21 protein-coding genes, 1 tRNA gene and 1 pseudogene are annotated in these 24,017 nt (G+C 68.0%); 8 read left to right on the forward strand and 15 right to left on the reverse strand.

Annotated elements, in window-relative coordinates; all coding sequences use genetic code 11:
* Positions 1–70 precede the first annotated feature (70 nt).
* The 4 genes from tnpB to bagB all read left to right on the forward strand — a co-directional run bounded on the left by tnpB (position 71) and on the right by bagB (position 4,586).
* Complete coding sequence (gene tnpB / locus Vau01_RS07025; RefSeq protein ID WP_239151371.1) at positions 71–1,375, forward strand: IS607 family element RNA-guided endonuclease TnpB; 1,305 nt, start codon at positions 71–73, stop codon at positions 1,373–1,375.
* A 14-nt stretch (positions 1,376–1,389) separates the two neighbouring features.
* Entirely contained in the window at positions 1,390–2,427 is a 1,038-nt protein-coding gene (locus tag Vau01_RS07030; RefSeq protein ID WP_203988401.1) for an Rv0361 family membrane protein, read from the forward strand.
* 17 nt (positions 2,428–2,444) lie between these two features.
* A complete protein-coding gene (gene bagA, locus Vau01_RS07035) occupies positions 2,445–3,419 on the forward strand; it encodes an ATPase BagA (RefSeq protein ID WP_203988402.1) in 975 nt (324 codons plus the stop codon).
* A gap of 123 nt (positions 3,420–3,542) precedes the next feature.
* Positions 3,543–4,586 (forward strand): ArsA family ATPase, encoded by a 1,044-nt coding sequence (gene bagB, locus Vau01_RS07040; protein ID WP_203988665.1) that lies wholly within the window; start codon positions 3,543–3,545, stop codon positions 4,584–4,586.
* Positions 4,587–4,611: 25 nt separating this feature from the next.
* Here the strand turns inward: bagB and Vau01_RS07045 are convergent, their stop codons facing one another.
* Positions 4,612–4,935, reverse strand: a complete 324-nt coding sequence (locus Vau01_RS07045; protein WP_203988403.1) for a WhiB family transcriptional regulator — start codon at positions 4,933–4,935, stop codon at positions 4,612–4,614.
* Between the two features lie 549 nt (positions 4,936–5,484).
* Here Vau01_RS07045 and Vau01_RS07050 point away from each other — a divergent pair.
* On the forward strand, positions 5,485–7,827 hold the full coding sequence (locus tag Vau01_RS07050; RefSeq protein WP_239151372.1) for a transglycosylase domain-containing protein: 2,343 nt from the start codon (positions 5,485–5,487) through the stop codon (positions 7,825–7,827).
* Positions 7,828–7,937: 110 nt separating this feature from the next.
* On the opposite strand, the gene Vau01_RS07055 is transcribed toward Vau01_RS07050, so the two are convergent.
* Positions 7,938–8,393 (reverse strand): GatB/YqeY domain-containing protein, encoded by a 456-nt coding sequence (locus Vau01_RS07055; protein WP_203988406.1) that lies wholly within the window; start codon positions 8,391–8,393, stop codon positions 7,938–7,940.
* 62 nt (positions 8,394–8,455) lie between these two features.
* Between Vau01_RS07055 and Vau01_RS07060 the strand changes: the two genes are divergently transcribed.
* The 3 genes from Vau01_RS07060 to Vau01_RS07070 all read left to right on the forward strand — a co-directional run bounded on the left by Vau01_RS07060 (position 8,456) and on the right by Vau01_RS07070 (position 10,569).
* Positions 8,456–9,328: a metallophosphoesterase gene (locus Vau01_RS07060; protein ID WP_203988408.1), complete on the forward strand. Its 873-nt coding sequence runs from the start codon at positions 8,456–8,458 to the stop codon at positions 9,326–9,328.
* Positions 9,325–10,458, forward strand: coding sequence for an alpha/beta fold hydrolase (locus Vau01_RS07065; RefSeq protein WP_203988409.1), 1,134 nt, complete (start codon positions 9,325–9,327; stop codon positions 10,456–10,458). The genes Vau01_RS07060 and Vau01_RS07065 overlap by 4 nt, the downstream gene beginning before the upstream one ends.
* A gap of 37 nt (positions 10,459–10,495) precedes the next feature.
* Positions 10,496–10,569 (forward strand) — tRNA-Pro (locus tag Vau01_RS07070).
* A gap of 98 nt (positions 10,570–10,667) precedes the next feature.
* Here the strand turns inward: Vau01_RS07070 and Vau01_RS07075 are convergent.
* The 13 genes and pseudogenes from Vau01_RS07075 to Vau01_RS07135 all read right to left on the reverse strand — a co-directional run bounded on the left by Vau01_RS07075 (position 10,668) and on the right by Vau01_RS07135 (position 23,832).
* Positions 10,668–12,191: a LacI family DNA-binding transcriptional regulator gene (locus Vau01_RS07075; RefSeq protein WP_203988667.1), complete on the reverse strand. Its 1,524-nt coding sequence runs from the start codon at positions 12,189–12,191 to the stop codon at positions 10,668–10,670.
* Between the two features lie 351 nt (positions 12,192–12,542).
* On the reverse strand, positions 12,543–14,195 hold the full coding sequence (locus Vau01_RS07080) for a replication initiator (protein ID WP_239151399.1): 1,653 nt from the start codon (positions 14,193–14,195) through the stop codon (positions 12,543–12,545).
* A 190-nt stretch (positions 14,196–14,385) separates the two neighbouring features.
* A pseudogene (locus Vau01_RS63220) lies at positions 14,386–14,764 on the reverse strand (DUF2637 domain-containing protein); the annotation flags it as partial.
* A complete protein-coding gene (locus Vau01_RS07090; protein ID WP_239151373.1) occupies positions 14,761–16,173 on the reverse strand; it encodes an FtsK/SpoIIIE domain-containing protein in 1,413 nt (470 codons plus the stop codon). The gene Vau01_RS07090 and the pseudogene Vau01_RS63220, both read right to left, overlap by 4 nt.
* Entirely contained in the window at positions 16,164–16,586 is a 423-nt protein-coding gene (locus Vau01_RS07095) for a hypothetical protein (RefSeq protein ID WP_203988411.1), read from the reverse strand. The genes Vau01_RS07090 and Vau01_RS07095 overlap by 10 nt, the downstream gene beginning before the upstream one ends.
* Entirely contained in the window at positions 16,583–16,903 is a 321-nt protein-coding gene (locus tag Vau01_RS07100; RefSeq protein ID WP_203988412.1) for a hypothetical protein, read from the reverse strand. The genes Vau01_RS07095 and Vau01_RS07100 overlap by 4 nt, the downstream gene beginning before the upstream one ends.
* Positions 16,904–17,015: 112 nt before the next feature.
* Positions 17,016–17,474: a hypothetical protein gene (locus Vau01_RS07105; protein ID WP_239151374.1), complete on the reverse strand. Its 459-nt coding sequence runs from the start codon at positions 17,472–17,474 to the stop codon at positions 17,016–17,018.
* A gap of 145 nt (positions 17,475–17,619) precedes the next feature.
* Complete coding sequence (locus Vau01_RS07110) at positions 17,620–18,348, reverse strand: GntR family transcriptional regulator (RefSeq protein ID WP_203988413.1); 729 nt, start codon at positions 18,346–18,348, stop codon at positions 17,620–17,622.
* A gap of 425 nt (positions 18,349–18,773) precedes the next feature.
* The gene (locus tag Vau01_RS07115) at positions 18,774–18,989 is read right to left on the reverse strand and encodes a hypothetical protein (RefSeq protein ID WP_203988414.1); all 216 of its coding nucleotides are present in this window, start codon (positions 18,987–18,989) and stop codon (positions 18,774–18,776) included.
* A gap of 154 nt (positions 18,990–19,143) precedes the next feature.
* On the reverse strand, positions 19,144–19,845 hold the full coding sequence (locus Vau01_RS64565; protein ID WP_203988416.1) for a helix-turn-helix domain-containing protein: 702 nt from the start codon (positions 19,843–19,845) through the stop codon (positions 19,144–19,146).
* Between the two features lie 346 nt (positions 19,846–20,191).
* Positions 20,192–20,743: a flavoprotein gene (locus tag Vau01_RS07125; RefSeq protein ID WP_203988417.1), complete on the reverse strand. Its 552-nt coding sequence runs from the start codon at positions 20,741–20,743 to the stop codon at positions 20,192–20,194.
* A gap of 5 nt (positions 20,744–20,748) precedes the next feature.
* The gene (locus Vau01_RS07130) at positions 20,749–21,960 is read right to left on the reverse strand and encodes a helix-turn-helix domain-containing protein (protein ID WP_203988418.1); all 1,212 of its coding nucleotides are present in this window, start codon (positions 21,958–21,960) and stop codon (positions 20,749–20,751) included.
* A 90-nt stretch (positions 21,961–22,050) separates the two neighbouring features.
* On the reverse strand, positions 22,051–23,832 hold the full coding sequence (locus Vau01_RS07135; RefSeq protein ID WP_203988419.1) for an AAA family ATPase: 1,782 nt from the start codon (positions 23,830–23,832) through the stop codon (positions 22,051–22,053).
* Between the last annotated feature and the right edge of the window lie 185 nt (positions 23,833–24,017).

Consider the following 24,017-nt stretch of genomic DNA (forward strand, 5'->3'; position numbering starts at 1 on the left):
GTGGGCGACGCGGGATACGCTGACCCCCACACTCTCCCGAGGAGTTGCAAGCCCATCGACAGGTGATTGGGTGGGACCCACCGTGATCGTCAACCAGGGGTACCGGTTCGCGCTCGATCCGACCCCGGCCCAGCAGCGGGCACTGGTGTCCCACGCAGGGGCGTCGCGGAAGGCCTTCAACTGGGCACTCGGCCTGGTCAAGATGCAACTGGATCAGCGGGAGGCCGAACGTTCCTACGGCATCGCGACCGGTGAGTTGACCTCGGGGATCCGCAATCTGGTCCGCGGGTTGGATGCGTGGCGGGACTCGAAGTCCGGGAAGCGTAAGGGTCCGTCGGTGCGGTTCCCCCGCTTCAAATCGAAGCACCGCGACCCGCTGTCGTGCACCTTTACCACCGGCGCGATTCGGATCGAGGCGGACCGTCGGCACGTCACCCTGCCTCGGCTCGGCATGCTCAGGCTGCACGAGTCAGCCCGGAAGTTGGCCCGTCGCATCGAGGCCGGCACGGCGCGGGTCCTGTCCGCCACCGTCAAGCGCGACGGCAACCGGTGGTTCGTGTCGTTTGCCTGCGAAGTCGACAAGGCGGAACGCACTCCAGCCCGGCCGGACGCCGTCGTCGGTGTCGACGTCGGCGTGTCACAACTGGCAGTACTGTCCACCGGCGAGACGATCGCGAACCCGCGGCATCTGGCCGCTGCGAGCCGGCATCTGCGACGCACCGCCCGCCGCCTGTCCCGGCGTATCGGGCCCGACCGGCGCACCGGTCAGAAGCCGTCGAAACGGTGGCTTCGAGCCAAGGCCGAACTTTGCCACGCCCATGCTCGGGTGGCCAACCGTCGCCACGACGGACTACACAAACTCACCTCGCGGCTGGCCGCTACCTACGGCACTGTCGTGGTCGAGCACCTCAACGTGGCAGGTATGGTCCGCAACCGGCGGTTGGCCCGCGCCATCTCCGATTGCGGATTCGCCACTATCCGTCAGCAGTTGACCTACAAGACCGTGTGGAACGCGGGCCGGCTGGTCGTGGCCGACCGGTGGTATCCGTCGAGCAAGATCTGCTCGGGCTGCGGCGCAGTGAAAGCCAAACTGCCGCTGCATGTCCGACTATTCGTATGTACCGCATGCGGTATGAGGCTGGACCGCGATCTCAACGCGTCCCGCAACCTCGCCGCACTCGCCAGCATCACGGGTACCGGAGTGGCCGTGTACCCGCAACCGCAAGGTTGGAACGGACGTGGAGCCGACCGTAAGATCCCGACCACGGGGCAGGTGGCCGTGAAGCGTCCACCCGGCACCGCGCCTGCGGGCAAGACCGGGACCGTCCCGCCGCAAGGCGAGACATCCAATCACGAGCTCTTCAGAGTTCACTGAAAGGAAACGGACAGATGAGTACGCCACCCGGGTACCCGCCGCCGGCTGATCCGTACGGCCAGCAGCCGGGCCAGCCGCCCACGTCGGGTGGGCCGTACCAGGGCTTCCCCCCGCCACCGCAGCAGCCGCCGTACGACCCGAACGCCGGCCAGTACGACCCGAACGCCGGCCAGCAGCCCGGCTACGGGCAGCCGACCTCGGCACCGCCGTCGTCCGGCGGGCCGTACGGGCCGCCGGCGTCGGGACCGCCGGCCGGGCCGTACTCGCCACCGGCGTCGGGGCCACCCGCCGGGCCGTACTCGCCGCCGCCGGCGTCGGGACCGCCGGCCGGGCCCTACGCGCCGCCGCCCGCTTCCGGGCCGCCGGCTCCGGCCGGCCCGTACGGACCGCCGCCCTCCTCGGGCGGACCCTACGGACCTCCGCCGTCGTCGGGCGGGCCGTACGGACCACCGCCGGGCGGCCAGTTCGGGCAACCGGGCGCCCCCTACGACCCGAACCAGGCCGCCTACCCCACCAGCGGCTTCCCCGCGCCCACCAGCGGTTATCCCGGTGCCGGCTACGGGCCCGACCCCACCGGCGCCTACCCGGGCGCGCCCGCACCCGCGCGCAGCCGGCGCACGCTGCTCATCAGCCTGATCGCGGCGGTGGTGCTGGTCGTGATCGCCGGCGGCGGCATCACCGCGTTCCTGATCTTCGGTCGCTCGGGCGGCGAAGGGCAGGCCAATCCGACCGCGGCGGCCACCAACTTCCTCACCGCTGTATATAAGGACAAGGACGCGACCAAGGCGGCCCGCTACGTCTGCTCGTCGGCCCGTGACAAGGGCGACATCACGAAGAAGGTCGACGAGGTCAAGGCCTACGCCACGAAGTTCAACCGCGATCCGCAGTTCACCTGGGACGAGCCGAAGGTCGAGAACTCCGGCAAGGAGACCGCCACGGTAGCCGTCACCGTCCGGTTCAGCACCAGCGACGACCGGGCCGCCGAGCAGAAGTTGACCATCACCACGGTGAAGGACGACGGCTGGCTCGTCTGCGAGATCAAGGCCGGCTGACAGCTACGGTTGGCGGTATGAGTTCCAACGGGCGCGGGGTCGGCTGGCCGGCCCGGCTGCACGTGGTCACCGGCAAGGGTGGCACCGGCAAGACCACCGTCGCCGCCGCGCTCGCCCTCGCGCTGGCCGCCGACGGCGGCCGCATCCTGCTCGTCGAGGTCGAGGGGCGGCAGGGCATCGCCCCGCTGTTCGGGCTCGGCCCGCTGCCCTACCAGGAGCGGCGGGTCGCCAAGACCGCGGCCGGCGGTGAGGTGCGGGCGCTCGCCGTCGACGCCGAGGAAGCGCTGCTCGAGTACCTCGACATGTTCTACAAGCTCGGCGTGGCCGGGCGGGCGCTGCGCAAGATCGGCGCGATCGACTTCGCCACCACGATCGCGCCCGGGCTGCGCGACGTGCTGCTCACCGGCAAGGTCAAGGAGGCGGTGACGCGCAGCGCCGACGGCCGCCGGGTCTACGACGCCGTGGTGCTCGACGCGCCGCCCACCGGTCGCATCGGACGGTTCCTCAACGTCACCGCCGAAACCGCCCGGCTGGCGAAGGTCGGCCCGATCAAGACGCAGAGCGAGGGCGTCGCCGCGATCCTGCGCTCACCGATGACCACGGTGCACGTGGTGACGCTGTTGGAGGAGATGCCGGTACAGGAGAGCGCCGACGCCATGGCGGAGCTCACCGACCTCGGCATCCCGCTCGGGCGGGTGATCGTCAACGCCACCCGGCCGCCGGTGCTCGCCGGCGTGAAGGTCACCGGTGCCGAGGTGAAGCGGGGACTGGTCGCGGCCGGCCTGCCCGCCGACCGGGAGACCGTGGCCGGCCTGGTCGCCGAGGGCAGGGCCCACCAGACGCGGCTGGAGATCGAGACGGAGCTGCGGGCCGGGCTCGACGCCTTCGAGCTGCCCGTGATCGAACTGCCCGCGCAGGCGGGCGGGGTGACCCGCGACGGCCTCGACCGGCTCGCGGCGCTTCTGCACGACGGGCTCGCTCGGGCACTGTGATGCGGCTCCTCGGCCGAGCAGACCCGGTGATCCGACGGATACCCTCGCAATGTGCAGTCTGACAGTCCGGAGAGCCCCGAGCTGGACCTCGACCTGATCCTCGGTGACCCGGGGATCCGCACCATGGTCTGCTGCGGAGCCGGCGGTGTCGGCAAGACCACCACGGCCGCCGCGCTGGCGTTGCGGGCGGCCGAGAAGCACGGACGCAGCACCGTGGTGCTGACGATCGACCCGGCCCGGCGCCTCGCCCAGTCGCTCGGGCTCACCGAGCTCGACAACACCCCCCGCCGCGTGGCCGGGGCCGCGGGTGACCTGAGCGCGATGATGCTCGACATGAAGCGCACCTTCGACGACGTGGTGCTCGCGCACACCGACCCGAAGCGCGCCGAGGAGATCTTCGCCAACCCGTTCTACCAGGCCATGAGCTCGACGTTCTCGGGCACGCAGGAGTACATGGCCATGGAGAAGCTGGGCCAGCTGCGGGCCCGCGACGCGTGGGACCTGATCATCGTCGACACGCCGCCGTCGCGGTCGGCCCTGGACTTTCTCGACGCGCCGGCCCGGCTGGGCCGGTTCCTCGACGGGCGGATGTTGCGCATGCTGCTGGCGCCCGCCCGGGCCGGTGGTCGCAGCGTGTTCACCCTGGTGTCGGCGTCGTTCAGCGTGGTGGGACGGGCGGTCACGAAGGTGCTCGGCACCCAGCTGCTGGCCGACCTGAGCGGCTTCGTGGCGGCGCTCGACTCGATGTTCGGCGGCTTCCGCGCCCGCGCGGAGCAGACCTACCGCGTGCTGCAGGACCGGGAGACCGCGTTCCTGCTGGTGGCGACGCCCGAGCCCGACGCGGTGCGGGAGGCGGCGTACTTCGCCGGCCGGCTGGCCAACGACAACATGCCGCTGGCGGGGCTGGTGTTGAACCGGATGACCACGGTGTCGGCGCCGGCCATCTCGGCGGCGGCCGCCCGGGCGGCGGCCGAGGAACTCACGTCACCGATAGCTGACCTGCTGCGCGTCCACGCGACGCTGGCCGAGCAGGCCGAGCGCCAGGCCGCCGAGGCCGCCCGCTTCAAGCTGGAGCATCCCCACGTGCCCGTCGCGACGGCAGCCACCCAGGCCGCCGACATCCACGACCTGGACGGCCTTCGGCGAATCGGCGACGAGCTCTGCTGACGCAGAGCCCGCCGCCGGGTGGAACCTATACGGAGCCGGCGTTCACCAGTTCCTTCTCGCTGAGGGGCTTGTCCAGGCCTCGGTCACGCATCGCGGCCTCGAAGGTGCGCCGCCAACTCGTGACGTTGGGGTGGCGGCGCAACAGGGCCCTCCGCTCACGCTCCGTCATACCGCCCCAGACCCCGAACTCGATCCGATTGTCGAGCGCATCCGCCAGACACTCCATCCGCACCGGGCAGCTGCGGCAGATGCGCTTGGCAACGTTCTGCTCAGCGCCCTGCACGAACAGTGCGTCCGGGTCCCCGTTCCGGCACGCAGCCAGGCTCGGCCAGTCGACGACCATGCTCATGCTCGCTTATCCCCCCTAGTACTCCCCCAAGTACGTTCGTGGGCGTTCCGCGACGGCTGGGTCTAAACCGGGTCCGATCCCCCCGATCCCGGTCAAGCCAGGCCGCACAATGCCCCGAACGGACGAAGCTGTCTGTCCCATGACTTCCGGCCCCGTAGAGCCATCATGCTCTGTAATCACTCGACTACGCAACGCTGTTGCACCAGGTTAACCGCCGTTTTCTTCTCCGCCAACCGTCAGTGGAGGGTCATCCCGACGGTTGGCCAAACTCCAGCCCTCTGGGTGATTGGCCGGTAAAGCCCGTTTTTTGATCCAGATGTGGCGGAGAATTGACTCCTGAGGACCAACCAACCGCGTGCATCCGTGCGTCTATCCCAACGACGGGGCGTCCACTCAGGACGCGGCCTCGTCGATGAGGTCACGTACCCTGGGGCGGTGAAGTGGATGCGCAATCGCGATCACAGCCTGCTTACAAACGGAGCGTCGCTCCTTGTATGCGGGCTGCTCGCAGGCTTGGTGGTGGCTGCGGCGGCGTTTCCCGCCGTAGCTATGGGTGGTCTGGCGGCCAAAGCGGGCGCCGACACATTCGACAGCCTGCCGGCCGATGTCGATGTGCTCCCCTCGCCACAGATCTCCGAGGTCTACGCGAACGACGGCGCCACGCTGCTGGCGCTGCTGTACGACGAGAACCGCCGCGACGTGCCGCTCACCGAGATGGCCGAGGTCGTCCGGAAGGCCATGGTCGCCTCCGAGGACTCGCGGTTCTACCAGCACAACGGCGTCGACATGAAGGGTGTCGCCCGCGCGTTCGTCAACAACCAGCGCGGCGGTGACACCCAGGGCGCCTCGACGCTGACCATGCAGTACGTGCGGCAGGTGGTCTCGTACTCGGCGAAGACGCCGTCCGAGGTCGTCGCCGCCACCGAAGACACCGGCCCCCGCAAGGTCGCCGAGATCAAGCGGGCCCTCGCGATCGAGAAGAAGCTCGGCAAGGACCAGATCCTCGAGCGCTACCTGAACATCGCGTCCTTCGGCAACGGCGCGTTCGGCATCTTCGCCGCCAGCCAGGTCTACTTCGGCAAGACCGCGAAGGACCTCACGCTCGGCGAGGCGGCGCTGCTCGTCGGCCTGGTGAAGGCGCCGAGCGACTTCGACCCGGCCGACCCGAGGAAGCAGCCCCGGGCCATCGAGCGGCGCGACAATTACGTGCTGCCGCAGATGGTGAAGATGGGCTACGTCACCCAGCAGCAGGCCGACGAGGCGAAGGCGACGCCGCTCACGTTCGTCAACAAGCGCACGCCGGAGGGCTGCGCCCAGGTGCAGCGGCCCGACCTGAACGCCGGCTTCTTCTGCGACTACCTGGTGCGCTGGTGGGCCGATCAGGCGAAGTTCGGCAAGGACAGCTACGAGCGGCTCAACAAGCTGCGCTCGGCCGGCTACAAGATCATCAGCTCGCTCGACCTGCAGGCCCAGGCGGCGGCGCAGTCCAGCGTCACGAACGTCATGAAGAGCAAGAAGGCGTCCGAGGCGATGATGCTCACCGGCGTGCAGCCGGGCACCGGCCGGGTGCAGGCGATGGCGGTCAACCGCATCTTCAGCAACGACAACAGCCAGAACGGCCCCAACACGAACCCCGACAAGAGAAACCAGGGGATCAGGGGCAACTGGCCGCGCACCACCGTGCCGCTGCTGAGTGCCGGCGGCGACATCCACGGCTACCAGGCCGGCTCGGTGTTCAAGATGTTCACCATCGTGGCCGCCCTCGAACGCGGCCTGCCGCTCGACTACCCGATCAACGCGGTCTCGCCGTACAAGTCGAAGTACATCATCGACGACGGCAGCCCGGCGGCCTGCCCGGGAACCCACTTCTACTGCCCGGAGAACTCCGGCAAGAAGTCGGCCGGTGTCGTGAACATGTGGACCGGCCTGGGCAAGTCGGTGAACACGTACTTCGTGCCGCTGCAGGAGCGCATCGGCACCGAGAAGGTGGTCGACGTCGCCCAGCGGCTCGGCCTGTCCTTCCACAACACCGAAGACGCCAACCTCGCCAAGGCGGCACACGAGTGGGGCGCCTACACCCTCGGCGTCACCGCGCAGACGCCGCTGGAGATGGCCAACGCGTACGCGACCCTGGCCGCCGACGGCAAGTACTGCAGCCCGATGCCGCTGCTGGAACTCCGCGACAAGGAAGGCAAGAAGCTCGAGGGCGCCGAGCCCACGTGCAAGCAGGTCGTCGACCCCGACGTGGCCCGCGGCGCGGTCGACGCCGGCCGGTGCCCGCTGGGCGACCAGTCGGCCTACGGCAAGTGCGGCGGCGGCACCGCCGGCGGCATCCGCGGCATCGTCAAGCACCCGGTGTTCGGCAAGACCGGCACCACCGACAAGGAGAAGTCGGCAACGCTGATCGTCTCCACCAAGTCGCTCACGATGGCCGGATTCTTCACCGACCCCGACTGGCCGCAGACCAACGAGCGCTTCGAGCACGCCGGTGGCGTCAACGACGCGGTCGAGTACGCGATGCGCGACGCGATGGCCGGAAAGCCGCAGCAGGGGTTCGAGAAGCCCAGCCAGAAGATCGCCTTCGGCACCCGGCAGTCGATCCCGAGCGTCAAGTGCAACTCGATCGAAGACGCCCGTAACAAGCTCCAGCGGGTCGGCTTCCAGGTCGAGATCGGCTCGGCGGAGGCGTCGGAGTGCCCGAGGGGCACCGCGGCGAAGACCGATCCCGAAGGCAGCACCGTCAAGGGCGGCGTCGTCGTGATCATCCCGTCGGCCGGTGGCGGGGCCGGTGCCAGCCCGCCGCCCGGCGGCGGAGGCGGCGGACGCGGAGGCGGCGGACCGGGCGACAACCAGCGCTGCGCCCAGCTCCCCTGGCTCTGCCCGAACGACTGACACCGGAGAACCGGACAAACAGGCGACCCCCCAGGTGCATTACCTGGGGGGTCGCTGCATGATCGATCCGCGCTGCCCGGGCCGCGCTCACGCCGTCATAAATAAAATGCTCAAACCGCGAGCTGCCGGCGGACCTCGGCCGCGATTCGACCACCCTCGGCGCGGCCGGCCACCGCGGCCTGGGCCGCCTTCATGGCCGGGCCCATGCCCTGCTTCCCGCTGAAGCCGCCGGCGGCGAGCGCCCCCGCGACCAGCTCGCGCAGGTCGTCGTCGGAGAGCTGGGCGGGCAGGTAGGCGCTGAGCACCTCCTCCTCGGCCCGCTCCTTGGTGGCCAGCGCGTCACGCCCCGCGTCGGCGAACGCGACCGCCGCCTCGCGCCGCTTCTTCGCCTCCTTGGTGAGCACGCCGAGCACCTCGTCGTCGGAGAGCTCGCGGGCCGCCTTGCCGCTGACCTCCGCCGCCTTCACGGCCGTGAGCGCCATGCGGAGCGTGGACGTGACGAGCTCGTCGCGGGCCTTCATCGCGGCGCGGAGATCCGTCTCCAGTCGCGCCTTCATTGTGGACATGGCCGGAAAGTACCGTCGGACAGGCGACGATGGCGAGCGGGTTTGAAAGCTAATCTTGCGGGATGCGCTTGAGGACCTTGGCTGCCGGCACCGTTGGTCTCGGCCTGGGCGTGGCCGCGTACGCGAGCCTGGTGGAGCGCAACTGGTACCGGCTGCGCCGGGTCGTGGTGCCGGTCCTCCCGCCCGGTGCGGCTCCGTTGCGGGTCCTCCATCTGAGTGACCTGCACATGACGCCGGCGCAGACGCGGAAGCAGCGCTGGGTCTCCTCGCTCGCCTCGCTCGAGCCCGACCTTGTGATCGTCACGGGCGACAACATGGCCTCCGTTTCCGCCGTGCCGGCGGTGCTGCGGGCCTTTTCGCCCTTGTTCGAATTCCCGGGCGCGTTCGTGTTCGGGTCGAACGACTACTTCGGGCCGGTGCTGAAGAATCCGCTCGGCTACCTTCGGCGGGATCGGAAGCACATCGAGGGCCCGCCGCTGCCGGCGCACGATCTCCGCGCGGGGCTGCTGTCCGCCGGCTGGCTCGAGCTGAACAACGCCCGCGGCGTTCTCAAAGCGGGTGGACGCGCGATAGAGCTGGCCGGCGTCGACGACCCCCACATCGGCCGCGACAGGTACGTGTCCGCTGCTCTTGAGCCTTCGGCGGATCTCCATTTCGGGGTGACGCACTCGCCGGAGCCTCGGGTGCTCGACCCGATGGTGGCCGACGGCCTCGACTTGATCTTCGCCGGGCACACCCACGGCGGGCAGGTTTGCGTGCCGTTCTACGGGGCACTCACCACGAACTGCGAGCTGCCCCGGCGGATGGCCCGGGGGCTCCACCGGTATGGAGAGTCGTGGTTGCACGTGAGCGCGGGCCTCGGGACACATCCGACCGCGCCCGTGCGCTTCGCGTGCCCGCCGGAGGCGTCGATCCTGACGCTGGTGTCACGGTGACGGCCGAAGCGCTCCCGTTACGACGGTGGCCCCGGCGCGTCGGCTACGGCCTGGCGTTCGGGGCCGCCGGGCTGGCAGTGTTGCTGCCGTCGGGCACCGCGGGCGCCGGCCTGTTCTTCGCGACCCAGGTGCTGACGCCGGCTCGCTGGTATCCGCTTCTCGTGCGATCCGTTGATGGTTCCCTGATCGAGCTTTCGCGCACCGAAGACACCGAGCGGCCGATCCCGCTGGGCCTGGCCTGGCGCGGCGGCCACGCCATCCTCGGCGACGTGGTGAGCGTCGAGCGGAACCTGGTGGTCCGCGAGGTCACGTCGGTGCTGCGGGGTGAGTTGCGGCCGGGGCTGCGGGCGTACACCAGCGGATCGATCTACGAGGGCGACCCGCGGTCGGTGCACGGCCTGCCGTTCACGTCCGTCTTCGTGCCGGGCGACCTGGGCCACTTCCCCGCCTGGGTGCTGCCAGGATCCGACACGTGGGTCATCGGCGTACACGGCCGCGGCGCCAGCCGCGTCGAGGCGCTCCGCGTGCTGCCGACCCTGGCCGCGACCGGCGTCACCACGATGGTGATCTCCTACCGGAACGACCTGGGCGCCCCCGCCAGCCCCGACGGCTACTACCACCTGGGCGCGACCGAGTGGGAAGACCTGAAGGCCGCCGCCGCCTACGCCGTTTCGGCCGGCGCGAAGCGCATCGTGCTGTACGGCTGGTCGATGGGCGGAGCGGTAGCCCTGAACGCGTTGCGCCACGATGCGATCCCCGGCGTGGCCGGCCTGATCCTCGACTGCCCCGTGGTCGACTGGTCGGCCACCCTACGCATGCAGGCCGCCCAACGCCGCCTGCCGGCACCCCTGACCTGGTCGGCGATGCGGTTGATCGAGCAGCGCATCGGCACGAAACTGGCATCCCTGGACTTCCGCTCCTACCAGCCTCCCGTGCCCACCCTCGTCTTCCTCGACGGCGACGACCGCGTGGTCGACCCCTCGCCCACCCGCGCGTTCGCGGCCGCTTCCGGAGCCGCCCTGATCGAGACCACCGGCGGCGGCCATGTCCGATCCTGGAACGTCGACCCGGCGGGGTATGAGCAGAGGCTGGCAGCGTTCCTCGGCGACCCCGCGGGGTATCGAGTTTGACCCGTGCGGGGGGTGGGCTAGTATTGCTCGGCACGCTCGGGGTGTGGCGCAGCTTGGTAGCGCGCTTCGTTCGGGACGAAGAGGTCGTCGGTTCGAATCCGGCCACCCCGACAGATGAAGTAGCAGTTCAGGGCCGGTCTCCGTTTCTCGGGGACCGGCTCTGATGCTGTTGCGGGGCATTCTTGGGGCAGGTTTTGGGGCAGACCTCATCACAGGGCCTGCAGCAGGCGATCAAGAACGGCGACGGCGGATCTCGGTGCCATCGCCTTCCGAGCGCGTAGTGCCGCTTCCCAGCGCTGGGTGAGGCCGTCGCAGAGTGCTTGGCGCATGGCGTTGGTGATGTGGGAGTACCGGGCGCCGACGGATCCGTCGAGGTGACCCATGCGGTCGTCCTTGAGGCGCTTCGGGGTGCCCATCTCGTCCATCTCGGTCTTGTGGGAGTGCCGTAGTCCGTGCGGGGTCAGCCCTGGGGCGATCGGTAGCCAGCACGCCTCGGCGCGTGCGGCGGCGCCTCGACCTCGGGCCGGGATGCCGGGCCACGGCTTGCCGAGGATCGGCACGGGCCTTGCCGCTCGACCACCGACCGGCGGGTACGAGCCGGTGGCTGCCGGCTGGAAGATCCACGACGCGAAGCCGGACCGCCGCCAGTGTGAGGCGAGTTCGCGGACGGCCGGCCCGCCACGGACGTAGTCGAGTTCCGCGATCGCCTTCATGACCTTCTCGCGGTTGCTGAGAGATACGGCCTCGGGCCGGTTCAACACCGTCGACACTGTGCCGGTCGACACGCCGGCGGCCCGCGCCACGTCGACGAGTTTCACGCCTGGCGTCCTCGCCGCACCGTTTGCCGGACGGTGGCTCCTGAACACGTACGTGTGCCCGTGGCATGGGCACGGCTTTGGCTGCGTCCGGTTGATGTGCTCTCGAATCAGGCGGGAGAGGAAGTCGGGCGTGTCGATCGTCCGGTAGGAGTCGTCCTTGGGTGGGCAGCGGATGAACTCGCCGGTGTCGAGTTCGTAGAGCTGCCACTCGACGCGGATGTTCGCAGGGCGGACGTACTTCGTCTCCAGGCCGACAAGCTCTCCCCAGCGGCAACCCGTGGTTCCCTTCGTCACCACTGCTACGAACTCGTCGTCTCGACCGGACAGGAGGCTTGCCCGTTCGCCAAGGAGGATCAGCTCCATGGTGGAGACGATGACCTTCTCCGGCCCACGTTGGGCATGCTTTCCCGCGCGCTTTCCGCGTCCGCGCCGGGTCGCAGCCGGGTTGACGTCGATCACGCCCTCCTCCAGCGCATCGGCACAGATGAGGTGGAGCGTGCCGTGCCAGGTCTTGATACTCGCCGGGGCGTATCCGGCCTCCCGTTCCTTCTTCTCCCACTCCTTCACGTCCTTGTTGCGGATCTGCCGGAACGTTTCCTCCTCGAAGGCTGGAAGCAGATGGTTCTCGATGTGGCGCTTGTAGTTCTGCATCGTTGATCGGGCCAGGTCCTGGCCCTGGTACCACGAGCGCACGTAGTCGCCGAACTTGATGTTGGGGTCGGCCGGTCCCGGGCGTGACTGCTCGGCCTGCTGTGCATCTTTGGCTTCCGCGAGGTCAGCGGCACGCTTGGCGTCGCGCTTGGAGTCGAAACGGGCCGGCCGACCCGTCACCGGATCCCGGACGGTCTCCTTCTTGCCGTTTGCCGACCAGTACCGCCCACGCCAGTAGCTTCCAGCGTTCTCCGGGAATCCCATACCCGTTTCCTGCTTTCTGGTTAGGCGGCTGTATTGCTCGCGCTTCGGAGTCGGCGGGGAGCCCGCGCCTTGAGTTGTGTCGCGTCTGCCGATTCGGCGGGTCGTCCTTGGGTAGCTGGCTTCCGCGGCACCGGCGTGGCGCTGAAGGTCGGCTGCTTCTCGAAAATCTCGACGATCGCGTTCACGTGGTCGTCGGTGAAGCGGTAGCTGCCGCCGATCCAGGAGAACGGGATACGGCGCTTGCGGGCCTGCTCTTTCACCCACCATTCGGAACAGCCGAGCAGGCGAGCGACTTCAATCGGGCGGTACAAGGGCGGACGCGACGTGCCTTCCAAACCAGTCCCTTCGTCGTCACTTGTCGGGGCCATCTCGGTCCTGAGCGGCCTTGTCGAGCGCGGCCCGGATCTCGGCCCGTTGCTGGATGCGGGCGGAGACGGCTCGCAGGAGCCGGAGCTGCAGGGGCGCGACGTCGGGGTCGTCCGGGCGGGCCATCTCCCAGGCGACCGGCGCCGGCTTGCCGAGCTCGGGCGCGTCGACCGCATCGACCTGGTCGTGGGTGGTGGTGATGCCGAGCAGGGAGCGGACCCAGGCGCGGGTGTCGTGGCGGTGGTCGGCGAGGGTCTTGCCGGACCACTGCCGGGAGACGAGCACGCGCCGGCCGCCCATGCCGAGGGTGGTCCGCTGGTGGACCTTGGCCTTGCACTTGCCGGGGTGCTGGCCGGGTCGGGCCTTCTTGGGTTGGACGCCGTAGCGGAGCCAGTTCGCGCAGCGGGGTGAGCATGGGACGTACCGGAGTTCGTGCCAGAGGCGTTCGAGGTGCCCCCGCTGGGCGTTGGTCTCGACGGCGTGGCAGGAGTCGACGGACTTGGTGAGGTACTTGGTGAGGTAGCCGATGAGCTTGTCGGCCTGCTTGGTGCCGGCGAGGACGCCCTCTGCGTGGACCTGTGGTCCGAACCGGGTGACGTGGACCGGTTCGGCGGTCTCGTCCTCGTCGAGGGCGTCGAGGGCCTGATCCCAGGATGGGAGCGGTTCCCTGGTGTCGGGGTCGACGTAGGCCTTGGCGTCGGTGTCCCAGCTGGGTGCGTGGTGGTCGGGGTAGCGGACTTCGTCTGTGGGTGGCCACCAGACCTGGTGGTAGGTGGCTGCGGCGATGCGGCGGATGAGGTCACGCGGGATGGTGCCGCGCATGGCGAAGTGGGCGTGTGGTGCAAGCCGTCGTTGGGGTTCGACAGCGCCGAAGTATTGGAGGTTGGCGCCGGCGGCTCGGCGGGCGTTCTGCCAGAACCGGTCGAGCAGGGCTGGGAAGTGGACGGCGTCCCAGGCCGCGCGCCGGTAGTCGTAGGTGTCGGGGTCCACCGGGGTGCCGTCGTTGCGGACGCGGCCGTAGCTGTCGAGGGTCAGCGTCAGGAACGTGGACGGCTGAAACACGGTGCCGTCGCGGCCGGTGAACCGCCGGCCGAGGGTCGACGGGTTCACCTTGTGCCGAGGTAGGTCCGGAGCGTCCTGGCGCCTTTTCGTTGAGCGGGTGCGTCGGGTCTTGCGTTCGGGTTCGTGTTCCTGGGGGTTGCCGTCGGCGTCGACGGGCGCCGGCGGTGGGGCGGTGAGCCGGCCGCGTAGTCCGGATTCGGTGATGGCTTGGTCGACTTCGTCGATCGCGGCGTCGAGGTCGGCCACCTGGTCCCAGCGGGCCGCCTCCTCCATCCGTCCGCGTTCGAAGACGAAGTGTGCCCGCAGGACGATGAGCGCACATTGTCCGGCGGACGGTTCGTCGGGTTCGGGGAGTGGTTCGTCGGTGCGGTGCCAGCCTTCCCGGCACTGCTGTTGCCGCAGCCTTCTCGCCCGTTTGGCGCACGGCGGGCATTTGTCATCGCGGGTGGCGCCGCACGGCAGGTCGATGACCTGGGTGCCGCCGGTGGTCAGATCGGTGCGCCGCAGCAGGATCGGCCGGACGCAGATGCCGTGTTCCTGCGCGAGTTGCTTGAGGGCGTCGACAGCGCGTGGCATGGCGAGCCGGGCCGCGCGAGAGTCGGGCCGGACCGGTAGTTCGGTCAGGGTCACCGTGGCTCCGTTCCGTTGTCGGTGCGAACGAGCGCGAGCGCTGGCAACGTCGGGAGCTGTTGGTGTGTAACGGGTTTGGTTGGTTCGTCCTGTGTGGACTGTCCTGTCGGGACGGTCGCCAGCGACTCGCCTGTGTCGCGGATGCGTGCGCCGAGTTCGACGAGGCAGATGGAGGCGACGACGATGAGTCCGTCGACGGATAGTGGGATGAGGTAGGGGGCGGCGCCGGTTTCGCCGTAGCGGGCGGTGACGCCGACCATGTGTCCGTACGAGACCCACGCTGCGATGCCCGCGATGAGCGATGTGGAGACGAGCCGGACGACGGCCAATGCCCTGCGGTGCACCGGAACGCGGGAGATGAGTTCGACGGTCAGCAGGAGCGCCAGCGGTGGCCAGGCGGCGATGGTCTGGGAGATGGGGTTTTGGTTGGCGTGGAGGATGTTGGCGGCGACGGAGGCGATGACGCCGAGGATCAGCGTGGCGCGGACGGCCCAGCGGACGCGGTGCAGGTTCACGCCGCCTCCTTGGCCGCGTCCGGCGCGTAGCGGCTGGCGAGGTCGTGGATATCGGGATCCGTGAGGTAGGAGAACCGCACCCGCACGGGTGAGGGGTCGCCGTCGAGGACCACGAAACCGACGCCGGGTGCGGATTGTGGGATGCGGTCGCAGAGGGCACCGCGGTCGCGGGTGCCGTCGCCGAGGACGAGGTCGACTTCTGCCTCTTCGGTCAGCCGCAGCCCGACGCGCGTGGGGAAGAGGTTCCGGAACGGCAGGACTTCTTTGCGGGGGTCCTGTAGGCAGGCCAGGACGTGGACACCGACCGCGCGGCCTTGTGTGAGGAGGAGGCCGAGGGTGGCCTTGATGCGGTCCTTCAACTGCCGCTCGGTCAGATAGGCGGTGAGCGCGGCCAGCTCGTCAATGACGATGACGATCAGCGGCTCGTCGACGGTCGGGATGTGCTGGCGGGTGATACCTCGTAGCCGGGCCGCCCGCCGGCGAGCCGTGGCCAAGGCCTCATCGAGCATGTCGGCCATCGCCTTGTAGTCCTCACAGGCGAACCGGGCGAACAGCCGCTCCCCCGCACCGAGTTCCATCCCACCTTTCGGGTCGAACGCCCATACCTCCACCAGCCCCGTGGAGATGCCGCCGGCGACCGAGCGGAGGAACGACCAGATGACCGACCCCTTCCCGGCGCCGGTCGCGCCGACGACCAACACCTGGGTGCCGAACAGGCGCAGCCGGTACGGGTCGCCGTCCTCGGTCATCGCCACCGGCAGCCCGTTGAAGTTCGGCGCCGCCGGGACCGGCAACGGCCGCACGATCGCGGAGAGCGGGTCACTACGGCGGAACGTCATGACGACGAGGTCCGGTCGAGTGCCGGGGGTGACGCGGTAGGCGATCGCGCCGAAGGTGTGGGCGAGGCGTTCGCCGGCCTTGGCGAAGTCGTCCGGGATCTGGCCGGTGATCATCCGGATGGTGACCTGGTCGCCGGTCGCGCCGACGCGTACCCGTTTGAGGAGCGGCAGGAAGGTGTCTTCTTTGAAGGTGACGGCGAGGTTGGCGGTGGCCATGGCGGCGTGCCAGTGCCGGCGGTAGCGCATCCGCCGCCAGCGGCCGAGGACCGGCCACCACGCGAACCGGCGGAACGAGGCCAGGTCGACCAGTCGCCACACGGTCAGCAGTCCGGTCGGGATGCCGACCGCGATGACCGGGCCGGGCCAGCCGTAGCGGTGATACAGCCACGCCAGCACCGTTGCCGGGACGGTGGCATACCAGAACCGGATGTAGACCACGACGAGGCGGTAGAGGCCCTTGCAGAGCCAGCCGGCCAGCATCAGCCACAGCGGCACCCGCAGGTACGGGGTGCGGACGGTGAACGGCGCGGGCTCGATCCGCTCCCCACGGATGACGTTGATCAGCGGCACGTGTCACCGCCGTCTCGATCGGCGAACAGCGGCAGTTCCGGTTGCCGCCCGACACGGCGGACCACGCGGCGGGCGCGCTTCGCCGGGCGGGTGGGCAGTGCGGCGGGCATGAGGGTGGCCAGGTCGACCGGGCCGGTTGGCGGAGCCGGGACGTGTCGGGTCATCGTGGGCAGCCACCGGCCCCGGCCGAGGACGGCGCGCAGGTCGACCGGGTCCACGACATGCGGCGCGATCAGCGCTGGATCCAGCCGGCGGAGCTTGACCACGGTGCGGGCCAGCGCGGCGGCGGCAGCGGCGATCTCGACCAGCGCCGCCACGCGGACCGCGTCGGAGGGGACGGTGGTGTAGAGAGTGCGGGCGGCGTCGACGCCGGGAGCGGCGAGCGCGGCGACGGTGCGGCGATGCGTCCTCACTTGGCACCACCTCGACCGGCGACGGCGCGGCGGACGCGGCGTTCGATGGCGGTCAGCCAGTCGCGGGCGTCCTGGATGGCCTCGGCCATCTGGTCCAGCGCGGCGTGGAGGCGGGCCATCTCGTCCGGTGCGTTGCCGAAGCAGTACCAGGACCCGGGGTCGGTGATGTGGTGAAAGGAGATGTCGGCGATCGCGCCGGCAAATATGAGCCCGGCGTTCCGCATCTCCGTGAGATCGGTGCTGGTGAACGCGTCCGCCGGGAGCACGGGCTCGGCGGGGGTCGACGGGACGGGGGCAGCGTTCGGTAGCGTGGACATTCCAGCCTTCTCGACGAGGGGTTGGGAAAGCCGGGGGCGGGCGAGTCTCTAGCCGGAGGGGCCCGTCCCTGGCGATGCATCACGGGGCCTTACATGTGTTGCACCGCAGCGGTTACGCCGCCTTGGCCGTCGCCGGAATCTCGCTCGGGGCGACCATCGCCGAAGCGCGGTAGGACCAGGCGAGGCGGGCGCGACAGCGGTGCGGGGTGCGGTCGCCCTTGCAGCCGCTGCTGTCGCTGTACGGGGTGACGGTCAAGTCGACGAACGCGACCGGGCGGATCGACATCCCCGCGACCTCGACCGCCGGCGGCGGGACGGGCTGCTGCGGGGCGGCGATCTTCACCTTGGCCTGCGGCGAGCGGCCGAACTTGGCGGCCTGCGGGTCCTGGTCGATGATCGTGACGACCCAGAGCAGCACGCCGTTCTCGTCACGGGCCTGGTTGTCTGCCTCCTTGATCCGGTCGTAGTCGACCTGCTTGTCCACGCCGAGGAATAGGGCGCCGGCGGGGAACGCGTACGGGAACGGCACCGGGTAGCGGACCGAGTTGGGAACCACCTGTGTGACCTCCATCGACAACGGTGAGCTTGTACCTAACGGTACGACTGCTTAGACGCACAAGCAAGCAAGGGCGGTTGCTTATGCGTATAGGTGTTTGCGGATGGTGAACACACAGACGCCCCGGACCTTTCGGACCGGGGCGTCGGAGGTGGTTCTGCTATGCGAGGGGGTAGGTGTCCTCGATCTCGTGCCGGCTACCCGGCAGCACCAGCAGCGATGCGAGCACCGGGTCGCCGGCGGCGGTATACGCGGCGATCATGACCGCGAGGACCGGGTCGTCCTTACCGATGTCCAGCAGCTCCGCCTCTTCCGGCGTCGGCCGGCGGGCCGTCGTCCACTCGACCGCATAGTCCCCACGGATGTCCTTACGGGAAGCCAGATGCGCGAGCAGACTCCCCGCGATCGGTTCCGGTTTGCCCACATCGGAGCCCGCCGCCACGTCCACCGGGATGTAGATCGTGACCAGGTCGATCGGCCCATCATCGCTGACCGTGCGACGGCTGCGCCGGTAGACCGGCGTCCCTTCCGCGATGTTGAGCAGCGCGGCTACCCGTGGCTCGGCCAGCACCGGCGTCACCGACAGCAGTTCGACGGCCGTCGACTCGTCTGCTTCCAGCGCGGCCCGTGTGTGTGCCGGCGCCGTCCGTCGCGCGGTCGGCTGGCCTCGCACGAAGTTGGCCTTGCCCTGCTGGGACTCGATCCAGCCGTCCTGTTTCAACGACTGCAGCGACTTGAGCACGGTCGCTCGGGCGACGCCGAACTCGGCGGCGAGTTGATTCTCCGACGGCAAGGCCATGCCCGGCCGGTAGGTTCCGTCCCCGATGCGCTGGCGCAGAGTGTTGAGAACGTGGATGTACTTGGGTGTTCTGGCCTCAAAAGGGGCCATCGACGTCACCGTCCCTTGACGGATGCCACAACATGATGGAGCCAGACGTTAATAGACGTGCGCACAGGCTACAACCCGGGTTGACGGTGACGACCGCCAACCGAGTCCTCTGTCACCGGTTCCCGTTGCTCCGTCACCGGCCCCAACCAGCCGAACGACGGACCACTCGACCGCGACGGCGCGCCGGCAGATATGACAATCTCCTCCGGCCGGGTCGCCCCGGGCCGCCGACGCGGAAGCCGCCCGTAGGAGCCGAGCACCGCCAGCGCGTCACGTCTCGCCTCACACGGACCGGGCACGGCGCACCGCACGCATCGCTCGGTGGCCGCGTCGATCGCATGCCCGTCCACCACGACCTGCGCGACCCGGATTCGACGAGCCGCCTCCGCACCCAGGTACACAGCGGTAGTCGCGCCCATCGGATGTCACCGGGCCGTCTCGTCGGCGAGGCGAAGTGCTTCACCGAGTGCGGCATGCACCCGACGCGCCTCCTCGATCGCGAGGTCGGTGAAGATTGCCATCAAAGGGTCCCGGTTGAAGATCGACACCACGATCCGGGGTGGCCGGCTGCCGCTACGGGCCAGCTCAATCTCGACCGCGACCGACTTCAGGTGGGGGTCCCGCAACACGGCCCCGGTCAACCGCGTGTGATTAATCGCGTCCGGGTCAGCGTGATCGGCATCGCACCACGGCGGACAAACAGCGGGAGCCCGCCCAGATACAGAACGTCGGGTCGACGTGGACATGTGAAGATCTCCGTCTCATCAAAGTTGTCGCGGCCCGCGGTCGTCGTCCCTAGAACCGCACCCTGGACTGGAACCGCGCTCGGGCCAGCTCGACGATCGCGACCGCGCTCAACAACGCGGCCTCACGCGGGTCCTGACGCAGCAGGACCTGCCACACGACGGCGAAGATCTCGGGATCGGCGAAGTCGGTCCGGCGGATCAGAAGGCGGACCGCATCGGTGAGCGCCGCCAACTCGCGCTCCGTCCGTGGGCGACACCGCTCGACCGTGGCCAGCAGCCCCGACGGCCGCTGACCCTGCACCGAGACCGCGCCCAGCTCGTTCGCGAACACCCGATCCACGACCGGCGCCCGCGACGGCATCGCCCGCCCCGGCCCAGCCGCCCTCCGGGCAGCGTGATGATGCTGGCTCAACTCGTCCTGCATCGCGGCAGCCCAGATCAGCAGGCAGCGATCAGCGTCGCCCAGCAGATTTCCGTCCGCGCCCAATGCCCTGTCCGTCAGCGCCCAGAAGACCCGAGGACCCGGCTTCAACCCGTGCTCGACGTCGCTGACGGCCTTCACCGGGTAGTGCACGCAGTCGGCCAGCTCCTGGCGGGTCATGCCGCGCTGTTCCCGCCGGACGGCCAGCCGACGACCGAGGCCCTTCAACACCTCGAACGACGAAGACTCACCCGCCGTTGATGGCGCCTCAGCGTTGGAAGGCACCGAGACGGGCGCGACTTGCGAACCGGAGAAGTCGCTGTTCGTCACCCGCCCCGGTGCCAGCATCACGCCGACCTGGCCGTCGTAGGCGTCACCCTGCTCGCCGCGCCTTGGCAGTCGAAGCAACTACGCCGTTCGCGAGGCGCCGGCGACTCGCAGCTCACCGCAGTTGAGCGGATGGCCGCCTTCGTGGTCACGTACTTCCAGCCCTTGCCAGCACACGAGGAACATCCAGCGTTCGCGGTGTCCGCTGCGGCGTACAAGCAGACCATCTCCTACGACTCGTGCCGATCAACGAACACGAATCGTGAGGCATAAGTCACCCGAGGCGGCGCAGCCGGGTGCGGCCAGCACGGAGGTACGGCCGGAGGCCCGCACAAAAGTGCGGGTTCGTTCAGCGATTGAGCGCTGCCGCTACTGCGGTCGCCAGCCACCGGGGGTCGAACCGCTCAACTACCTGCGGCCCGGTTCCCGACTCGACCGCCACGGGGCGATGGTCGCCCGTATGCAGATCCACAAAGGTTGCGCCGACCGAGCGGAGTACGTCAAGAGAGGTGCTCCACGCCGGATGGCCCCACAACTTGTTGTTGACCATCGGCGCCACGACTAACGGCAGCCGCGCGCCCATCGCCGAGCAGATCGACGAGAGCGCGTAGCTGTCGGCCGCGCCAGCGGCAACCTTGTTGACCGTGTTGAAGGTGGCCGGGCAGACCACCATCGCCATCGGGTCGACATCGCTCTTCGCCGACCCCGGCGCCCGGAAGGCCAATCTCGGAGCCGCGCCGGTCACAGCCTCGACCGCGTCGGCGTCCAGCCAATCCGACGCCGCCGGCGTGGCGATGACCGACACCTGGTAGCCGCTGGTGATGAGGGATGCCGCGAGATCCGGTGTCCGAGAGGTCAACGGAGCACCGCAGACGACAAGCGAAACGGCAGGTTCGGTCACGCCGCCTAGTCCAGCACACCAGCCCGGACGGCCAGCTTGTGCAAGGCACTCGTCTTGGATTTCTTCTGTCGTGCCAGCATCTCGCGCACCAGCTCCCCGACCCGGGAGTTGTACCGGACCGCTTCCGGCGCGATCTCCTCAGCCTCCAGTAGATGGAGCAACGCGTCCGCGTCACGCTTGCGCTGTACGTTCGCCCACGCCAGGTCCACATGGATCTGGGAGCGACGCCCACTCAGGCCAACCGGGAGCCGGGCCGGGTCGATGTCTTCGGAGACACGGTCTACCTCACCCGGGTCGCCCAGCTCGGCCGCCACCGCCGCACGGTGCAAAGCGACGTTGGTCGGCCCGAACGCGGTCCACGCAAAGTTGCCATCCTCGCCGAGCGTCGTCGCCAGCCCGCTTGCGATGTCGAGCCGCCGGTCCGCCTCAGGCCGATCGGTCCGACGGGCCGCCGCGATCGCAGAGGCCAGCCAGAGCGCGCCACCGACGGACAACAGGGTCGGCTTCCCAGGTCCCGCTTGACGCTGCACCAGCTCGGCCATGCTGACCGCCAACCGCTCAGCGTCCTCGATCCGGTCGTTGCGCATCAGCGCGCAGACGACCTGATACGCCGCCATCCCGCGCGCCGAGAGCGAATCGGCGTCGACGGCCGCGGTGGCGCACCGGTCGGCAGCCAGCAACGCCAGGTCGTTAACGCCCATCTTCGTCAGCAGCTTCGCCGTCACGGTGTAGGCCGACACGTACTCGTGCAGCGCCTCCCGCCTAGTGTCGCCGGCAGCCGTCCGGTGTACCGCGTCAGCCGAGGAGAGAAGCGCCGGAAGGCCAGCCACAACCTCCTGATACCTGGCCGCCTGGTACGCCTCATGAGTGCCGATGACCTGCGCCCGGAAGTCTTCCAGCGCGATCGGCTCCTCCGGTCCGACGTCGAGAAGACTGTCGTACCGGCTGAAGAACGTCCGCACCTCATCGATACCGTCGAGCACCGCGCCACCGTTGGGCGCGTACCGCCAAGGGCGACCGATCAGCGCCTCAACCTCGACGTGCAGGAGTTTGGCCATATCAAGCAGGACCGACAGCCGATCAACCGACCGAACACCGCGCTCGACCTGCGACAACCAAGACTCTGACCGCCCGACGAGGCCCGCCAGCGCAGCCTGACTCAGCCCACGCCTCCGTCGGTACGCTGCGATCCTCTCACCGACTGACCCGGAGACCATCTACCGAGTATCCCACAGCTGGCCGCCGACAAGGATGCGCCTATTTCGTCGGCATGGGACGCATTAAGAACCGACGACCATGATTTCTCGCTACGAAAACGCTGGGATCGGCAAGTCGTTGGCTGTGCGAAGGTACTGGACCATCCTGCCAATCATTTCCTCCAGATCGAACAGGCCACTTGGCTGTCCAGTCGTCTCAACCACCCGTTCGGCGATTCCTACCTTATTGGGCCGTTTTTTGACAGTGACAAATCGGTCTTCGTATTGGCCATCGCCTGCGGACGGCTCGACAGTCTTGTGAACCGCCTTGGCGGCCGCGTTGAAGATCTCGCACGGAATGTAATTCTCGATTTCGCGTCCCGCTGTCACCCATGCAATCGCGCCAGATTCTTCGAAACTTTCCACGACGCGTCGCTTGGTTGAATTAATATCATCTTCGGCAACTCGCTTGTCCGAGTCGATAACAATGATCATGTTGCGGTTGATTCGAACCAGGCTAACGAAATCATCGACATTGTAGTCATAGAAATCCGACTCCGAACCCGTGAGGTGCGCAATCAGCCTGCCTCCGTAAAACATGATCGAGTAATGGATTCCTTCAATAAGTTCCGGTGCACGTTGAGAAATCCAATGGTTGATATAGATCCGGTCAGAAGGGCCCTCAACCCAGATCACCGCGTTGCTTTGGAGAATATCCGATGCGCGGTAACCAAGGTGCTGCGAAACCCGTGCACGTTGTGCGGGAGTAAGTGCCGCTTCGGTGACCGTCCCCTCGCCTACCGAATATCCGATCCTAATGACTGAGACGGCAGGATCATCGAGCATGTGCGCCGAATGCGTGCTCAGTAGGTATTGATTATTGGTCGTCGCCAAGTATCGAGTAAGCCTACGCAACAGAATTGGGTGAAGATTAATCTCAGGCTCCTCGATGCAGATCAGTCGCCCGTCGTAAAAAGTCGCAATAACGGCAAGAATCGTAGCCTGAGAGATTCCTCTACCTAGGTTTTCTAGCGGCAGTACTCGATCGCCAAGGCTCACATGAACTGTCCCGCGGTTGTGGGGAACCAGAATCTGTGCAGTATCGTCTTCCAAAACATCCTTAAGAAACCTGTTGATTCGCAGAAACCGTGCGGAATCCTGCCGGTATCGATCGGCGGTTGGAGCCTGAAGCGCTTGTAACAGTCCCGGCAGGCCAAGCCCGGATGTATCAAATTTGTCGGGGTCAGGGGTGCCAGTGCTTGGTGAAATCGCCCGGAGTGGAGGGACCATTACCACCTCAGGATTTGGAATCAGCGAATGCCACCTGTCCAAGACCGAGACGAGATTCGAGGTGAGATCGGATGTATTACGGAAGAGACGTGAACTCAAAGAAGACACGAGGCCATCCCTACCGCTGAACTCTTCGGACAGTCGTGTCAATTGCTCGCCGTCCCTTTTGAGCTTTCCGTCAACCTCCCGGAACAGGAACCAAACCAAATCTTCGGCGCGGTCTGTTCGGCGGAGAGCTTGGCTCCCAACGAGCTGTCGCAGTACCGCATAGACGTCATCCGTAGGCTTGGGGGCGTTGGGCAGAATTCCAACTAGCGAATCCAACAACTGGGCGTTATCCCCGGCGAGCGCGACGCCCAATCGGACCTCCGGCACATCCACCCCATCACCTAAGATCGGCCGATCTAGGGAGGACATCTCCAAGTCCTGTGCTAGCTTTGCAATTTTCGGAAGCCATTTCTCCGCGCTGAGTAAAATGTTGCTCTTCCCGTTGTTGTTGTGGCCCGCAATCACGGTTACGTTTCCAAGTGGGGTAATATATTGAGGCTTTGAGTAGAAACTCCGGTATCCGCAAACCATGAAGCCAGGAACAATGACGCTCACGTGTCAACCTGCCCGAGTATTGGAAGGGCTCGTGTGTTGCGACGCAGTTTACAGGCTTAGGTCCGAGCGGGAAGACGTGAAGGCGCCGCATGGAGCGCCCCGAAATCGTATGCGGAGACGGCTGCATCTTCGTGTTTGTTCATTCGGCGTGCCGAGCATGAGTAGCGCCTGGCTGCCGAAATCGC

The sequence above is a fragment of the Virgisporangium aurantiacum genome, from assembly GCF_016863635.1.
GTDB classification, from domain to species: domain Bacteria; phylum Actinomycetota; class Actinomycetes; order Mycobacteriales; family Micromonosporaceae; genus Virgisporangium; species Virgisporangium aurantiacum.

Excerpts from the sequence above, each read along its gene's own strand:
- Vau01_RS07030 (WP_203988401.1), top strand. The coding sequence starts at position 1,390 with ATGAGTACGCCACCCGGGTACCCGCCGCCGGCTGATCCGTACGGCCAG.
- bagA (WP_203988402.1), top strand. The coding sequence starts at position 2,445 with ATGAGTTCCAACGGGCGCGGGGTCGGCTGGCCGGCCCGGCTGCACGTG.
- bagB (WP_203988665.1), top strand. The coding sequence starts at position 3,543 with ATGGTCTGCTGCGGAGCCGGCGGTGTCGGCAAGACCACCACGGCCGCC.
- Vau01_RS07045 (WP_203988403.1), bottom strand. The coding sequence starts at position 4,935 with ATGAGCATGGTCGTCGACTGGCCGAGCCTGGCTGCGTGCCGGAACGGG.
- Vau01_RS07050 (WP_239151372.1), top strand. The coding sequence starts at position 5,485 with ATGGGTGGTCTGGCGGCCAAAGCGGGCGCCGACACATTCGACAGCCTG.
- Vau01_RS07055 (WP_203988406.1), bottom strand. The coding sequence starts at position 8,393 with ATGTCCACAATGAAGGCGCGACTGGAGACGGATCTCCGCGCCGCGATG.
- Vau01_RS07060 (WP_203988408.1), top strand. The coding sequence starts at position 8,456 with ATGCGCTTGAGGACCTTGGCTGCCGGCACCGTTGGTCTCGGCCTGGGC.
- Vau01_RS07075 (WP_203988667.1), bottom strand. The coding sequence starts at position 12,191 with ATGGGATTCCCGGAGAACGCTGGAAGCTACTGGCGTGGGCGGTACTGG.
- Vau01_RS07080 (WP_239151399.1), bottom strand. The coding sequence starts at position 14,195 with ATGCCACGCGCTGTCGACGCCCTCAAGCAACTCGCGCAGGAACACGGC.
- Vau01_RS07100 (WP_203988412.1), bottom strand. The coding sequence starts at position 16,903 with ATGTCCACGCTACCGAACGCTGCCCCCGTCCCGTCGACCCCCGCCGAG.
- Vau01_RS07105 (WP_239151374.1), bottom strand. The coding sequence starts at position 17,474 with ATGGAGGTCACACAGGTGGTTCCCAACTCGGTCCGCTACCCGGTGCCG.
- Vau01_RS07110 (WP_203988413.1), bottom strand. The coding sequence starts at position 18,348 with ATGGCCCCTTTTGAGGCCAGAACACCCAAGTACATCCACGTTCTCAAC.
- Vau01_RS07130 (WP_203988418.1), bottom strand. The coding sequence starts at position 21,960 with ATGGTCTCCGGGTCAGTCGGTGAGAGGATCGCAGCGTACCGACGGAGG.